Annotated in this window: 10 protein-coding genes; 2 read left to right on the top strand and 8 right to left on the bottom strand. The window is 71.9% G+C overall.

Features of this window, described 5'->3' with window-relative positions; translation table 11 throughout:
* Positions 1–23 precede the first annotated feature (23 nt).
* Positions 24–1,532 (bottom strand): FAD-binding oxidoreductase, encoded by a 1,509-nt coding sequence (locus tag ACFC0Z_RS18425; protein ID WP_376438707.1) that lies wholly within the window; start codon positions 1,530–1,532, stop codon positions 24–26.
* A gap of 254 nt (positions 1,533–1,786) precedes the next feature.
* Between ACFC0Z_RS18425 and ACFC0Z_RS18420 the strand changes: the two genes are divergently transcribed.
* Positions 1,787–3,055, top strand: a complete 1,269-nt coding sequence (locus ACFC0Z_RS18420; protein ID WP_376438704.1) for an acyltransferase family protein — start codon at positions 1,787–1,789, stop codon at positions 3,053–3,055.
* Positions 3,056–3,191: 136 nt separating this feature from the next.
* On the opposite strand, the gene ACFC0Z_RS18415 is transcribed toward ACFC0Z_RS18420, so the two are convergent.
* Both ACFC0Z_RS18415 and ACFC0Z_RS18410 read right to left on the bottom strand, forming a co-directional pair.
* Positions 3,192–4,583: a class II 3-deoxy-7-phosphoheptulonate synthase gene (locus tag ACFC0Z_RS18415; protein WP_376438701.1), complete on the bottom strand. Its 1,392-nt coding sequence runs from the start codon at positions 4,581–4,583 to the stop codon at positions 3,192–3,194.
* Positions 4,584–4,662: 79 nt separating this feature from the next.
* Positions 4,663–5,463, bottom strand: coding sequence for a shikimate dehydrogenase family protein (locus ACFC0Z_RS18410; protein WP_376438698.1), 801 nt, complete (start codon positions 5,461–5,463; stop codon positions 4,663–4,665).
* A gap of 189 nt (positions 5,464–5,652) precedes the next feature.
* Between ACFC0Z_RS18410 and ACFC0Z_RS18405 the strand changes: the two genes are divergently transcribed.
* Positions 5,653–7,710: a phosphocholine-specific phospholipase C gene (locus tag ACFC0Z_RS18405; RefSeq protein ID WP_376438695.1), complete on the top strand. Its 2,058-nt coding sequence runs from the start codon at positions 5,653–5,655 to the stop codon at positions 7,708–7,710.
* A 65-nt stretch (positions 7,711–7,775) separates the two neighbouring features.
* Here ACFC0Z_RS18405 and ACFC0Z_RS18400 read toward each other — a convergent pair whose 3' ends face one another.
* From ACFC0Z_RS18400 to ACFC0Z_RS18380, 5 genes are all read right to left on the bottom strand, one after another.
* On the bottom strand, positions 7,776–8,552 hold the full coding sequence (locus ACFC0Z_RS18400; protein WP_376438692.1) for a phosphate ABC transporter ATP-binding protein: 777 nt from the start codon (positions 8,550–8,552) through the stop codon (positions 7,776–7,778).
* A 28-nt stretch (positions 8,553–8,580) separates the two neighbouring features.
* A complete protein-coding gene (locus tag ACFC0Z_RS18395; RefSeq protein ID WP_376438689.1) occupies positions 8,581–9,438 on the bottom strand; it encodes a sortase in 858 nt (285 codons plus the stop codon).
* Positions 9,435–11,504, bottom strand: coding sequence for a WxL protein peptidoglycan domain-containing protein (locus ACFC0Z_RS18390; RefSeq protein WP_376438688.1), 2,070 nt, complete (start codon positions 11,502–11,504; stop codon positions 9,435–9,437). The genes ACFC0Z_RS18395 and ACFC0Z_RS18390 overlap by 4 nt, the downstream gene beginning before the upstream one ends.
* A gap of 80 nt (positions 11,505–11,584) precedes the next feature.
* The gene (locus ACFC0Z_RS18385) at positions 11,585–13,159 is read right to left on the bottom strand and encodes an Ig-like domain repeat protein (RefSeq protein WP_376438685.1); all 1,575 of its coding nucleotides are present in this window, start codon (positions 13,157–13,159) and stop codon (positions 11,585–11,587) included.
* A gap of 20 nt (positions 13,160–13,179) precedes the next feature.
* Positions 13,180–14,175: a substrate-binding domain-containing protein gene (locus ACFC0Z_RS18380; protein WP_376438683.1), complete on the bottom strand. Its 996-nt coding sequence runs from the start codon at positions 14,173–14,175 to the stop codon at positions 13,180–13,182.
* Positions 14,176–14,264: the final 89 nt, after the last annotated feature.

Here is a 14,264-nt window from a genome sequence, read left to right as displayed (position 1 = left end):
CTCAGTGGTGGGGTGACGCGTTGTCAGTTGCCGATGGCGCGGGGGTGGTTGAAGAACTTGTTCGGGTCGTAGGTCTTCTTGACCTGGACCAGGCGGCTGTAGTTCGAGCCGTAGTAGGCGTTCTGCCAGTTCGGCAGGTAGGTGTCCGGGAAGTTGATGTACGAGTGGCCCGTGGACAGCGGGTCGATCGTGTTGAAGCCGTTGGTGGCCCAGGCGACGGCGGCGGAGGACTCCTCCGTGGTCGGCGTCGGGGTGTGCAGCGCGACGCCGAAGCCGACGTGGAAGAGCGCGTTGCGGTGGATGAAGGGGGTGTCGGCGACGGCCTTGTCGGCGACGGCGCCGCCGAGGCCCATGAAGCTGAGGTAGCGGGTCTGGCCGGCGACCGGGGTGCCCTCGAAGGCGGCGAGCGCGGCGGCGGTGCCGGTGGTGCCGAGCGGCTTGGAGACCATGCGGGCGCGCATCCGCTGCCACTGGGTGCGCGGCGGGTGCTGGGCGCCGTCGCCGAGGCCGTACACGTACTGCATGCCGTCGGAGAAGGGCAGGTCGAGGACCTTGCTGGCGACCGGGGTGGCGCCGACACGGCTCTGGAGGTCCGCGAGACCGGCGTCGGCCTGGGCCTTGGTGCCGTAGTACGCGCCCTGCTGGAGGATGATCGGCGGGTTGCCGGAGCCGGCGTCCGGCTGGATCACGATGACCTGGGCGCTGCTGTTGCGCGGGGTCGTGACGTACCACTTCTGCCAGGCGTCGAGGAACGCGTCGGCGTTGTCCCAGCTCCAGATCTGCTCGTAGAAGACCATGCGGGGCGCGGAGACCGGCTTGACCTCGAAGTCGACGACGACGCCGAAGTTGCCGCCGCCGGAGCCGCGGATCGCCCAGAACAGGTCGGAGTTGCAGTCCTTGGAGGCGCGGACGACGCGGCCGTCGGCGAGGACGATCTTCGCGGAGACGACGTTGTCGGAGCCGATGCCGAAGGCGCGGCTCTGGTAGCCGATGCCGCCGCCGGAGAGGAAGCCGCCGACGCAGACGTCGGGGCAGGTGCCGGTGACGAACTGCTGGTTGAACGGCTTGAGGGCGGTGACGGCCTCGATGGACTGGACGCCGGGGCCCAGGTGGACGGTGGGCTGGCCGCCGCCGGTGATGTGCTTGATGCGGCTGACGTCGAGGAGGACGCCGCTGCCGGTGGACCAGCCCGCGAAGTTGTGGCCGCCGCTGCGGGTGCGCAGGGTGAGGCCGCTGTCCTGGGCGAAGCGGATGACGTTGCTGACGTCGGCCGCGGTCTCGGCGTAGACGACGCCGGCCGGGGTGATGGCGTCGAACTCGCCGATGGTGAGCTGCTTGGCGGCCTCGTACGCGGTGTCGCCGGGGAGCACGATGTCGCCCTGGATACGGGTGCTGAGCCCGGCCCAGTCCGCCGAGGCGGTGGCGCCGGCGCTGCCGCCGCCGTCGGCGTAGGCGGCGGTCCCGGTACCGACGGCCGCGGCCGTCGCGGCGAGGGCGCCACCGGCACGGAGCAGGTTCCTGCGGTCGAGCATGAGTCCTCCGTAGAAAGTACGTACTGTCAAAAAGCGAAGTGAGCGGTAATGCCTGATCAGCAATGCCGAAGCAAGGCAGTAATGCAGGTAAACCGTATTCAGCCACCGCGTGACGCGTATTCCCCTAGCGACCCCCTTATTCGCCGGGAGGCGCGGGGCAGGGGGGCGCTAAGGGTTTGCGCCCCGGCGCGCCTTTCCTAATCTCGTCGTGCCGCCATAAACAAGCCACACCGTCCCGAACGAGGAGACACGACGTGTCCGCAACCATGCCCACGGTGGATACCGATCCGGCGATACGAAGAAAGCGTGCCGCGCTGCCCTCGCTGACCGGCGTCCGGTTCTTCGCCGCACTGCTGGTGTTCTTCATCCACGCGCTCCAGCCGATCGGCCCGGTGGACCACACGGGACCGGTCAACCCCTTCGCGGACCAGGACATCGCGAACGGCCTGCTGAAGTTCTTCGGCCCCGCCGGATTCCTCGGCGTCTCCTTCTTCTTCCTGCTCAGCGGCTTCGTCATCACCTGGTCGGTGAAGCCCGGCGAGAAGCTCACCGCGTACTGGCGGCGCCGGTTCGTCAAGGTCTTCCCGAACCACCTCGTGACCTGGGGTCTGGCGCTCGGCCTCTTCGCCTACGCCTACACCTCGGTGACCACCGGATTCCTCAGCTTCTTCCTGGCGAATTCCTGGGTGAACAAGCTCGAAGTGCAGATGAGCGTGAACGCGCCGTCCTGGTCGCTCTGCGCCGAGATGCTCTTCTACCTGACCTTCCCGGCCCTGCTCCTGCTGGTCCGGAAGATCCCGGTGAACCGGCTCTACCACTGGGCCGCCGCGATGGTCGCCGGCACCATCGGCGTGGGCCTGGTGACGACGTACTTCATCACCCCGCTGCCCAGCAACCCGATGATCCCGCTGTCGCCCTCGCAGATGTGGTTCAACTACACCTTCCCGCCGAACCGCATGTTCGAGTTCGTCCTCGGCATGCTGCTCGCCCGGATCGTGCTCGCCGGCAAGTGGCCGAAGATCGGCCCCGTCCCGGTCATCGCGCTCACCGCGATCGGCTACGCGGCCTCCATCTACGTGCCGGCCCCGTACAACTTCGTCGCCACGACCGCGATCCCGTTCAGCGTGGTCATCGCCTCCCTCGCGGCCGCCGACGTCCGCGGCGCCAAGACCCGCCTCAACGGCAAGGTCATGGTGTGGCTGGGCAACGTCTCCTTCGGCTTCTACCTGGCCCAGGGCATCGTGATCTTCTGGGGCCGTCAGGCGCTGCTCGGCAACGGCCAGTTCAGCACCCCGGTCGCCGTCCTGGTCATGATCGGCATGTTCGCGGCGACGCTGCTCGCGGGCTGGCTGCTCTACTACTTCGTCGAGATGCCGGCGATGCGCCTGTGGGCCCGCTCCAAGAAGGACCGTGAGGCCTACGCGGCGGCGCAGCGCGTCGACGAGCCGGCCGGCGACCTCGGCACCGTCCCGGGCCAGCGCCCGGCCGACCGCGCCGAGTCGGAGCGGGTCGCCCGCTCCTGACACACCCCGCACGTCTCCCGGACAGGTCCTCCCCCGTCCGGCTCCGGGAGACCCCCCGTCCGGTGGGCACGGCAGCAGCCGTGCCCACCGGCCTTTTCGCGTGTGCGACGGGGGGACCCCCGGAGTACGGGACACGTCAGCCGCGCATCAGTTCGGCGACGAGGAAGGCGAGCTCGACCGACTGCTCCGGGTTGAGCCGGGGGTCGCAGTTGGTCTCGTAGCGGGCCACGAGCGAGGCGTCGTCGAGCTGCCGGGCGCCGCCGAGGCACTCGGTCACGTCGTCGCCGGTGAGCTCGATGTGCAGGCCGCCGGGGTGGGTGCCGAGGTCGCGGTGGACCTGGAAGAAGCCCTTGACCTCGTCGAGGATGTCGTCGAAGTGGCGGGACTTGTAACCGCTCGGCGTCTCACGGGTGTTGCCGTGCATCGGGTCGCACTGCCAGATCACCTTGTGACCGGTGGCGGTGACCTTCTCGACGATCGCCGGGAGCACCTCGCGGACCTTCCCGGCGCCCATCCGGCTGATCAGCGTGAGCCGGCCCGGCGTGTTCTCCGGGTCCAGCCGCTCGACGTACTCGGCGGCCTGCTCGGGCGTGGTCGTCGGGCCGATCTTGAGCCCGATGGGGTTGGCGAGCAGCTGGGCGAGGGCCACGTGGGCGCCGTCGAGCTGCCGGGTGCGCTCGCCGATCCACAGGAAGTGGCCGGAGAGCCCGTACAGCTTCTCCTCGCCGTCCGCGCCGGTGCCGGTGCGGAGCAGTCCGCGCTCGTAGTCGAGCAGCAGCGCCTCGTGGCTGGCGTAGATCTCGGTGGTGTGCAGGGAGCTGTGGTCGGCCTTGCACGCGGACATGAAGCGGAGTCCGGCGTCGATCTCGGAGGCGAGGGCGCGGTAGCGCTCCCCGGCGGGCGAGTCGCGGACGAAGTCGAGGTTCCAGCCCTGGACGCGACCGAGGTCGGCCATGCCGGAGTCGACGACCGCGCGGACGTGGTTGAGGGCGGCGCTGGAGTGCGCGTACGCCTGGACCATGCGCTGCGGGTCGGCGACCCGGGCGCCCGGGGACGGGGTGACGGCGTTGATGATGTCGCCGCGGTAGACGGGCAGGCCGAGTTCGTCGGTGTCCTTGGAGCGCGGCTTGGCGTACTGTCCGGCGATCCGGCCGACCTTCACCACGGGCAGGCTCGCGCCGTAGGTGAGGACGACGGCCATCTGGAGCAGGGTGCGCAGGTTGGAGCCGACGTGGGCCTCGGTGTTGCCGTCGAAGGTCTCGGCGCAGTCTCCGCCGTGCAGGAGGAAGGCCTGGCCGTTGGCGACCTCGGCGAGGCGGCTGTGGAGGCGGTCGACCTCCCCGGGCAGGACGAGGGAGGGCAGACGCTCCAGGCCGGCGCGGGCGGCGGCGACGGCTTCGGGGTCCGGATAGGTGGGCTGCTGGGCGGCCGGGCGGTCGAGGGCTTCGGCGACCCGTTCCTCCAGCGCCGGCGGAAGCTGCCGGGCCGGAGCGCCGGGACGGGCGGCGGTCTCTATGAGTGCGGGCATGGAAGGGAGAGTAGGAAGAGATCACCGAGGGGAGGCCATCCCCCGGTAATCGTCCCCCCACTGTCCCCCCTACCGCCGCTCAGAGCCGGAAGAAGTCCCTGTACAGGGCCAGTTGTTCGGCGAGCATCGGCGCTCCGTACTGCACCGGAAGCCCCCGTTCCTCGGCGGCCGCGAGCAGGGCGGTGCGGCGCGGCTTCATGACGATGTCGGCGACGACGGTGCCCGGGTCGAGGTCCGCCGGGTCGAAGGGCAGCGGGTCCTCGGGCCGCAGGCCCATGGGGGTCGCGTTGACCGCGATGTCGGCCGGTACGGGTGCGCCGGCGCCGGCGACCCGGTCCGGCCACCGCTCGGCGAGCCGGTCGACGAGGGCCCGGACGCGGTCGGCGTCCCGGTCCCAGACGGTGAGGTCCGCGCCCGCGTCGAGCAGGGCGACGGCGATGGAGCAGCCCGCGCCGCCCGCGCCCGCGAGGCTGACGCGGCGTCCCGCCGGGTCGTGTCCGGCGGCGCGCAGGCCGCGGACGAAGCCCTCGCCGTCGAAGTTGGCGGCCTCCCAGCGGCCGTCGTCGAGGCGGCGGAGCGCGTTGGTGGAGCCGCCGAGCCGGGCGGCGGGGCTGACGACGTCGGCGAAGCCGAGGAGGGCGGTCTTGTGCGGGACCGTGATGAGGAGCCCGTCGAGGTTCCCGATCGCCTGGAGGCCCCGGACGACGTCGGCGAGCCGCTCGGGGGTCGCGTGGACGGGGACGAGGACGGCGTCGGTGCCGAGCCGGGCGAAGAGCGGGTTGAGCATGGCGGGTGCCTGGACCTGCGCCACCGGGTCGCCGAGGACGGCGAACAGCCGGGTGGTGCCGGTGATCTGGGGGCCCTCCGGTGCGGTCTTCACGCGAGGACGCTAGGCGGCGGCGCCGGGGCCCGTCATCCCCTACCGACCCCCTTCTGTGGCACGTGGGGTTCGTCGGGCGTACAACGGGCGGCCACGAGAAAGAAGCTGAACAGTGGTTCACGTTTGCTGTCCTGGGCCCTAGATTCACCCCCGTACGGTCCGCACCCCCTTACCCTCGAAGGGTCCCCCATGGCCGACCTCAATCGCCGCCGGTTCCTCCAACTGACCGGTGGTGCCGCCGCGTTCACCATGCTCTCGGAGAGCATCGCCCGCGCGGCCTCGATACCCGCGCAGGGCTCGACCGGCACCATCCAGGACGTCGAGCACATCGTCGTCCTCATGCAGGAGAACCGCTCCTTCGACCACTACTTCGGCGCGATGAAGGGCGTCCGCGGTTTCGGCGACCCCCGCCCCGTCACCCTGCCCAGCGGCAAGTCGGTCTGGAACCAGTCCTCCGGCGGACAGGTCACCCTCCCCTTCCGCCCCACCAGCGACAAGCTCGGCATGGAGTACCTCCAGGGCCTCAACCACGACTGGGCGGGCGGCCAGAGCGCGTTCAACAAGGGCAAGTACGACAACTGGATCCCGGCCAAGACCAAGGCCACGATGGCGTACCTCAACCGCGAGGACATCCCCTTCCACTACGCCCTCGCCGACGCGTTCACCGTCTGCGACGCGTACCACTGTTCGTTCATCGGCGCGACCGACCCGAACCGGTACTACCTCTGGTCCGGCCACACCGGCAACGACGGCACCGGCGGCGGCCCCGTCCTCAACAACGCCGAGGCGGGCTACGGCTGGAAGACGTACCCCGAGCGCCTGGAGGCGGCCGGGGTCTCCTGGAAGGTGTACCAGGACATCGGCGACGGCCTGAACGCCGCCGGTTCCTGGGGCTGGATCAACGACGCCTTCCGGGGCAACTACGGCGACAACTCGCTCCTGTACTTCAACAGTTACCGCAACGCCCAGCCCGGCAACCCGCTGTACGAGAAGGCCCGCACCGGCACCGACGCCAAGTCCGGGCAGAACTACTTCGACATCCTCCGCGCCGACGTCCAGGCCGGCCGGCTGCCGCAGGTCTCCTGGATCGCCGCCCCCGAGGCCTTCTCCGAGCACGCCAACTGGCCCTCCAACTACGGCGCCTGGTACATCGCGCAGGTCCTCGACGCGCTCACCTCGAACCCGGACGTGTGGGCCCGTACGGCCCTGTTCATCACGTACGACGAGAACGACGGCTTCTTCGACCACGTCGTCCCGCCGTTCGCCCCGGGCGACTCCTCCTGGGGCAAGTCGACGACCGCCACCTCCCTGGACTGGTTCGGCGGCAAGACCGGCTACGTCGCCGGGCCCTACGGCCTCGGCCCGCGCGTCCCGATGATCGTCGTCTCCCCCTGGTCCACCGGCGGTTACGCCTGCTCCGAGACCTTCGACCACACCTCGGTCATCCGGTTCATGGAGAAGCGGTTCGGCGTGCAGGAGCCCCAGATCTCCCCCTGGCGCCGCGCCGTCTGCGGCGACCTGACCTCCGCCTTCGACTTCACCCGGACCAACACCCAGCCCGCCCCGCTCCCGCCGACCGCCGGCTACTTCCCGCCGGACAAGAACCGCCACCCCGACTTCCTCGCCACCGCACCGGCCGTCGGCACCATGCCCCGCCAGGAGCCGGGCTCCAAGCCCACCCGCCCGCTCAAGTACGCCCCGTACGTGGACGGGAGCGCCGACGTCACGGCCGGCACCTACCGCCTCGTCTTCAGCGGCGGCCCGGCCGCCGGCGCCCAGTTCTACGTGACCTCGGCCAACCGCACCGACGTTCCCTGGACGTACACGGCCGAGGCCGGAAAGTCGATCGACGACGTCTGGAACACCAAGTGGTCCAAGGGCGTCACCGACCTCACGGTCCACGGCCCCAACGGCTTCCTGCGCCGCTTCCGCTCCCCCGGCAAGACCGCGGTCCCGGAGGTCACCGCCCGCCACAACGCCACCACGGGCGCCCTGGACCTCACCTTCACCAACGGGACGGCCGCCGCCGTCCAGCTCACCGTGACCAACGCCTACGGCGGCGGCACCGCCAACGTCTCCGTCCCGAAGGGCGCGACGGTCACCCACGCCGTGGCCCCGACCGGCGCCTCCCGCTGGTACGACGTCACGGTCACGACCCCGTCGAACGCCGACTTCGTCCGCCGCCTCGCCGGCCACGTGGAGACCGGCGCGTCCGGCGTCAGCGACCCGGCGATCCTCACGTACTGACACGAAGGCGAGGGCCCGCGCACGGCGTGCGCGGGCCCTCGCCCCTTTCCCGAACGGGGCACGGCTCAGCCGAAGCGGCCCTCCACGTAGTCAGCCGTCCGCTGGTCGCGCGGGCTGGAGAACATCGCGTCCGTCGGGCCGTGCTCGACGATCAGCCCCGGCGTGGCCTGCTCCGCGAGGAAGAACGCGCACTGGTCGGAGACCCGCGCCGCCTGCTGCATGTTGTGCGTGACGATCACGATCGTCACCTCGTCCGCCAGCTCGCGGATGGTCTCCTCGATCCGCCGCGTCGAGGTCGGGTCGAGCGCCGAGCACGGCTCGTCCATCAGCAGGATCCTCGGCCGGACCGCCAGCGAACGCGCGATGCACAGCCGCTGCTGCTGCCCGCCCGACAGCGCCCCGCCCGGCTGCCGCAGCCGGTCGCGGACCTCCTTCCACAGCCCCGCCCGGGTCAGGCACTCCTCGACCAGGCTGTCCCGGTCGGCCGCGCCGACCCGGGTGCCGGTGAGCTTCAGCCCGGCCGTGACGTTGTCGTACACCGACATCGCGGGGAACGGGTTCGGCTTCTGGAAGACCATGCCGATCCGGCGCCGGGCCTCGGTGAGCCGCCGCCCGCGCGCGTAGATGTCCTCGCCGTCGAGGAGCACCTCACCGGCGAGCTCGGCGCCCGGGATCAGCTCGTGCATCCGGTTGAGGATGCGCAGGAACGTCGACTTCCCGCAGCCCGAGGGGCCGATCAGCGCGGTGACCCGGCCCGCCGGCATGGTCAGCGAGACGCGGTTGAGGACCTTGCGGGGCCCGAACCAGGCGGAGATGGAGCGTGCGTCCAGATGGGATGCCACAGCTGTCCTTTGCTTGCCGGATCACGGATCAGAGGAGGTTGGGGAGGAGACGGGCCGCGTGGTCCCCGGCCGTCAGGCCGAGCGCGGCCAGGACCGGGAAACCGACCAGCCACACGTGCGCCCGGGGCACCCGGGAGCGCACCCAGACCAGGAGCCCGGCGGCGAGCAGCAGCGCCTGCGACCACAGGACCAGCGGGATCCAGGCCGAGGGCTGCCCGGCGAGCGGCAGCTCGTCGGCCGGGACCCGGCCGAAGCGGAAGGCGGGCAGGGCGCCGGGCTGCGGGTCCGAGATCAGCTCGGCGTCGACCTGGAGGACCCCCGTCGGGCGGTACGCGGAGCCGGTCGCCGTCATCAGCGTCAGCCGGCCCGTCCCCGCCTGGATGGCGGGCGGCTTCGGGTCCCCGGCCCGGCGGACGCCCATGACCCGGTACGTGTGCTCGCCCTGGCCCGTCGTGACCTGGAAGGTCTCGCCGCGCTGGAGCTCCGCGAGGTCCCGGAACGGGCCGCCGTACCCCGCGAACCGCCCCATGAGGATGCTGTTCCCGGCCTGCCCCGGCAGCACGGTGTCGCGGCGGTGGCCCGGGCCCGAGGACAGCACCTCCGCCGAACTGCCCTCCCGCACGACCTCCTTGAGGCCCAGCTGCGGGACGGTCAGCAGCGCCATCGGCGTACCCGGCTCGATGGCCGCGCCGATCGGGGTGGTCGCGTTGGCGAGGGTGCCGCGCACGTCGGCGTACCCGACGCGGAGGTCGCGCTCGTGGCGCAGGCTCCCGAGCGGGCCGACCCCGGCGACGAAGCCGAGGAGCAGCGCGCCGAGGATGGCCAGGGTCCCGCCGACGGTCCACAGGCGGCTGGAGCGGGGGGCCGCCTCTCTCGTCGCCGTCATCGCGAGAGCAGGCCGCGGCGACGGGCCCAGCGGACGGTGAGGACACCGGCGGCGAGCAGGGCGGCGCTGAGGAGACCGAGGACGACGGGGTCGGAACCGGTGTCGGCGAGCCCGCCGCCGTGACTGCCGCCCGAGCCGCCGGTGGTGCCCGTGGAGCCGCCCGTGCCCCCTCCGGAGGACGAGCCCGACGTCGTGCCCGGCGCCGTGGTGGTCGCCGAGGCCGAGGGGAGCGGCGGGATGCTGGTGGAGACGCCGACGGTGTCACCGCCGGTCGCGGTGGCGGTGGCGGTGGGCGTCGGTGCGGTCGCCGTCGCGGTCGGCGTGGGCGTCGCGGTGTCGGTGGGCGAGGGGGTGCCGGTCGGCGTTCCGGTGGTCGGCGGCGTGCTGGAGGGCGTACCGGACGGGGTTCCGGAGGGCGTACCCGAGGGGGTCCCGGACGGCGTGCCCGACGGGGTTCCCGAGGGAGTGCCCGTGGGGTTCGGACCCGCCGGGTCCGTGTCCTGGTAGACGGTGTTCGAGGTGAACCAGAGCGAGCCGGTGAACTCCCCGAACGTCTCGGTACCGAAGGCCTTCCGGCAGATCACCGTCAGGTCGTACCGCCCCTCCAGGGTGGTGAACCCGGCCTCGTTGGCGTAGTCCCGCATGGTCATCGTCAGCGGCACGACGAAGCCGGTGCCGGTGGGGTCCTGCGGGTAGGTGGTGAGCGGGGAGTTGCCGACGACGTTCTTGCCGTCCTCGGGGAAGCCCTTGCCGGCCACCTTCACGAGGACGTTCGTCGCGGGCGCCGGGCAGGGGCCCGAGGTGGTCAGGGCGATGCTGGTCTCGTCGGTGCCGGTGGCCGGGTCGACCCCGGCCGTGCCCAGCGGGGCGGCCGTGGCCGTCGGCACGGTGAGGACGCCGACACCGGCGAGGGCCGTCGCCGCGGCGAGGGCCGCACCGGCGGCGACCCGCCGGGGGAGGCGGCGTGTGAACTGCACGAGGAGCTCCTTGTCGGGTGTCTCGGGTGTCTCGGAAGGCGTTTCCGTACGCGCGCGCGTCCGCTTGGCCTCGCCCGTACGCCCCCGCCCCCGCCCCCGCCGCCGCCGCCACAGCACCAGGGCCACGAGGAGCAACAGCAGGGCGAGGAGCGTCCACGGCACGGCCCAGATCCCGGCCGACACGGTCAGCGAGGGCAGCCGGGGATCGACCCCGTCGCGGGTCGCGACCGGCTGGACGGAGACGACGGCCGAGGCCCGGAACAGCGGCAGGACGCCGTCGGTCTCGGCGGTCACGGTGAGGGCGCTGCCGGGCAGCAGCTCGCCGAGGTCGCGGACGCCCTTCGCGGTGAGCGAGGAGCCGGTGAGGCCGTTGACGCGGACGGCCTGACGGGCGCCGAGCCGGACGTTGCCGGTGTTGCGGAGGGTGTACGTGACGGTGGCGGCGCCGGTCGCGAAGGGGTTGAGGGTGCCGTGGTACGCGGCGCGGACGTCCTCCACGGTGAGTTCGGGCTTCACCGCGCCCGCCACGCGGACGTAGACGCGGGCGCCGACCCGCTGGTCGAGGCGGACCCGGTTGCCCTTGGCGTCCGTGCCGGTGCCGGAGAGCGAGGCGACGATCCCGCCGGTGTGGTCGCCGGGGGTGACGTCGCGGGGCACGGTGAGGGTGAAGGGGACGATGACGTGCTTCTTGGGCGGCACGGTCACCTTGTTCCGCGCCAGCCTGATCCAACTGCCCGTGTCCGTGGGCTTCTTGCCCGCCGGGAGGAGGTCGAAGCCGCCGTCGACGGTGTTGACGGCGTCGCTCGCGTAGACGGCGAGGGTGAGCGGCTCGGAGCCGTAGTTCCAGAGGGCGATCCGGTCGGTGATCCCGGCGCCGCCGGTGACCCCGTACGAGTAGTGGGGGCGCTGGTCGGGCTTCTTGGGCCCGGCGGGCTGGACGCCGAACACGGCCTTCTTCGGCTGGGGAGCCGCGGAGGAACTGCCGTCGGCGAGGGCGGGAGCCGCGGGCGCGAGGAGCGCGCACAGCGCCCCCAGGACAGCGGCCCACCGGAAGGCGGCCCACCGGAAGGCGGTGCGGGAAGCGGTCATGACGGTTCTCCAGAGGTCAGGGGCGGGGCGGAACCCCGTACGTCGTGTCACGTGGCTCCGCCCCGGAGCTCACGCCTGGATCAGATGGCGGTGAGGGTGAGCGTGGTGGTGTACGTGCCGGCCTGGGTGGAGGTCGGCACGTTGAGGGCGAGTCCGGCGCCGATGTGCGCGGTGCCGAGGCCGGTGCCGTTGGCGAGGGTGCGGGCGGACTTCAGTCCGGCCGTGCCCGTGTCGCCGGGGGCGGCGCCGTTCGCCGCCGCGACGACGGCACCGGGGGTGACGGTCTGGGCGGGCGCCTTGTCGACGACCTTCGGGGACCAGCCGAGGTTCTGGCCGTTGATGCGGTGGGTGGCGCCGTCGGTGAAGTCGCCGACCTGGCCGCTCACGGTCCAGCCGGGGTTCCCGGCGCGGGTGTCGGTGAGGGTCACCGGGCTGAGGGCGCCGGAGGTGGTGAGCAGGTCGCCGTCGCCGTTGAGGACCGGCGAGGGGAGGGTGACCTGCGGGTTGTCGACGCTGATGACGAGCGCGCCGGCGTTGACGGTGGTGGTGATGGTCTCGGAGGCCGTCACTCCGGCGAAGACGCCGATCGTGTAGGGGATGGCGTTCGAGTCGGAGCCGGTGTACCGGGCCGGGTCGGCCGGGACGAAGACGGCGGTGAAGGAGTGCGGTCCGGCCGGGAGGCTGGAGGTGGTGAGGGTCGCGGTGCCGCTCGCGACGGGGACCGTGCCGAGCGGGACGGCCGTGCCGCCGACGGTGTCGGTGAACCTGACCGAGCCGGCCGCGCCCGCCGGGGTGACCGTGGCGGTCAGGGCGACGGGGCTGTACTGCGGGGTGCTCGCCGCCGGGGAGACCGCGAGGGCGGTGCTCGTCCGGGTGGCGGCGGCGGGCTTGACCTCGTACGACACGGCCGTGGACGTCGAGCCGTTGTACGAGGCGTTGGCCGGGGTGAAGACGGCGGTGAGGGCGTGCGTGCCGGCCGTCAGGTTGCTCGTGGTGAGCGCCGCGGTGCCGCCGTTGACGGTCACCGGGGTGCCGAGGTCGGCGGAGCCGTCCTTGAACTGGACGGTTCCGGCGGCGCCGGACGGGGTGACGGTTGCGGTCAGGGTGACCGCCGTGCCGACCTGCGCGGGACCGGCGGGGGTGACCGCGAGCGAGGTCGCGGTGTCCGTCTTCACGGCCGGGTCGTTCGCCTGGTAGGTGGTGTTCGAGGTGAACCAGATCGCGCCGGTGAAGTCGCCGAGGCTGGTCCCGTTGAACGCGGTGCGGCAGATGACGGTGAAGTCGTACCGGCCCTGGAGGGTGGTGAAGCCCGCCTGGGAGGCGTAGTCGCGCATGGTCATCGTCAGCGGGATGACCATGCCGCCGTTGCCCGCCGTGGGGTACGTGGTGATCGGCGAGTTGCCGACGACGTTGAGGCCGCCGGCGGGGAAGCCGGAACCCTCCACCTTCACCAGGACGTTGGTGGCGTTCGCCGGGCAGGCGCCCGAGGTGGTGAAGGCGATGCCGGAGGTGTCGGCGCCGGTGGCCGGCGCGATGTCGATGGCGCCGATCGGGGCCGCGTACGCGGAACCGGCGGTCGCGAGACCCGCCGCGACGGCGGTGGTGACGGCCGCGACACCCAGCGCCAGGGCCCGGGAGATTCTGTTCTTCAGCACGGAAGGAGCTCCTGTCGGGGTCACGGGGTCTGCTTGGTGGTGTCGCCGCAGTTCGGGTTGGTCGCGAAGCCGTAGGTGTTGATCACCGCGGTCTGCTTGCAGATCCCGGAGTTCGGGCCGACGAAGACGTCGCTCCAGGGCGAGGTGGCCACCTTGCTCGTCGGGATGACGTTGTAGACGTCCCGCTTCACGCCGAAGCCGCTGTTGAGGACCGTCGGCGACAGGCCGTCGACCGTGCCGAGGATGGCCCGGCCGCGCAGGTCGGCGATGGTCTGCGAGGACTGCGCCTGGTACTGCGCGATGGAGAAGGGGACGATCGACTTGTCGTCGAGGACCCGGCCGTCGTGCTCCTGGACCGGGGCGGTGCCCTTCTTGTCCTTGACGCAGGGGTAGACGCCCGCGACGACGTCGGCCTCGGTGATGCCCATCTGCGACTGCCAGAAGCTCCGGGTGCCGGAACCGGCCTGGGGAAGGTAGACCGTCACGTCGTAGTTCGGCCCGGCGCCCACGTAGTTGGGGTCGCAGTGGTAGATGGCCTTGAGGTCGGCGAGCGTCAGCTTGCGCGGGATCGAGGAGCCCGGCGTGATGGCGTAGGTGACCGCGTCGACCGCGAACGGCACGTAGGTGAGGCCAGGGCTGGCCGCCGTCAGGTTGAGCGAGGACGAGCGGGAGAAGTCGAGGCAGCCGTTGGCTGCCTGGAGCGAGGTGAGCAGCGCGGAGCGCCCGGCGCCGGAGCCGTTGGGGCGGGCGATCGTGCAGTTCGGGTTGGTCGCCGCGGACTTGGTGGTGACGGTCGCGGAACCGGTGGCGTCGTACGAGCCGATGACCTTCTGGCCGTTGATCGTGACGGCGTCGGCCAGGCCGTTCATGACGTCCTGGGTGGTGTCGGAGCCGACACCGGCGAGCTGGCGGTACTGCGGCGGGCCGGCCGGGTCGGCGGCGGCGAGGCCGGTGCCGACGGTGACGGCGGCGAGCGCCGCGACAACCAGCGCGAGGCCGGTCTTCTTCTTGTTCACTGAGGGTTCTCCTCGGCTAGGCTGCGCACCGGTGGTGCCCGGGCGCGTGTGCAGGACTTCCGTTGGCGCGGATTCGTCAGACGTTTCTT

Source organism: Streptomyces sp. NPDC056144, assembly GCF_042264145.1.
Taxonomy (GTDB): Bacteria; Actinomycetota; Actinomycetes; order Streptomycetales; family Streptomycetaceae; genus Streptomyces.
The sequence above is the reverse complement of the archived record's forward strand: the minus strand, read 5'-3'. Positions and strand labels throughout refer to the sequence as shown.

What these genes read in the sequence shown, in the direction of transcription:
- ACFC0Z_RS18425 (WP_376438707.1), bottom strand. Translation starts at nt 1,532, where the DNA reads ATGCTCGACCGCAGGAACCTGCTCCGTGCCGGTGGCGCCCTCGCCGCG.
- ACFC0Z_RS18390 (WP_376438688.1), bottom strand. Translation starts at nt 11,504, where the DNA reads ATGACCGCTTCCCGCACCGCCTTCCGGTGGGCCGCCTTCCGGTGGGCC.
- ACFC0Z_RS18395 (WP_376438689.1), bottom strand. Translation starts at nt 9,438, where the DNA reads ATGACGGCGACGAGAGAGGCGGCCCCCCGCTCCAGCCGCCTGTGGACC.
- ACFC0Z_RS18415 (WP_376438701.1), bottom strand. Translation starts at nt 4,583, where the DNA reads ATGCCCGCACTCATAGAGACCGCCGCCCGTCCCGGCGCTCCGGCCCGG.
- ACFC0Z_RS18405 (WP_376438695.1), top strand. Translation starts at nt 5,653, where the DNA reads ATGGCCGACCTCAATCGCCGCCGGTTCCTCCAACTGACCGGTGGTGCC.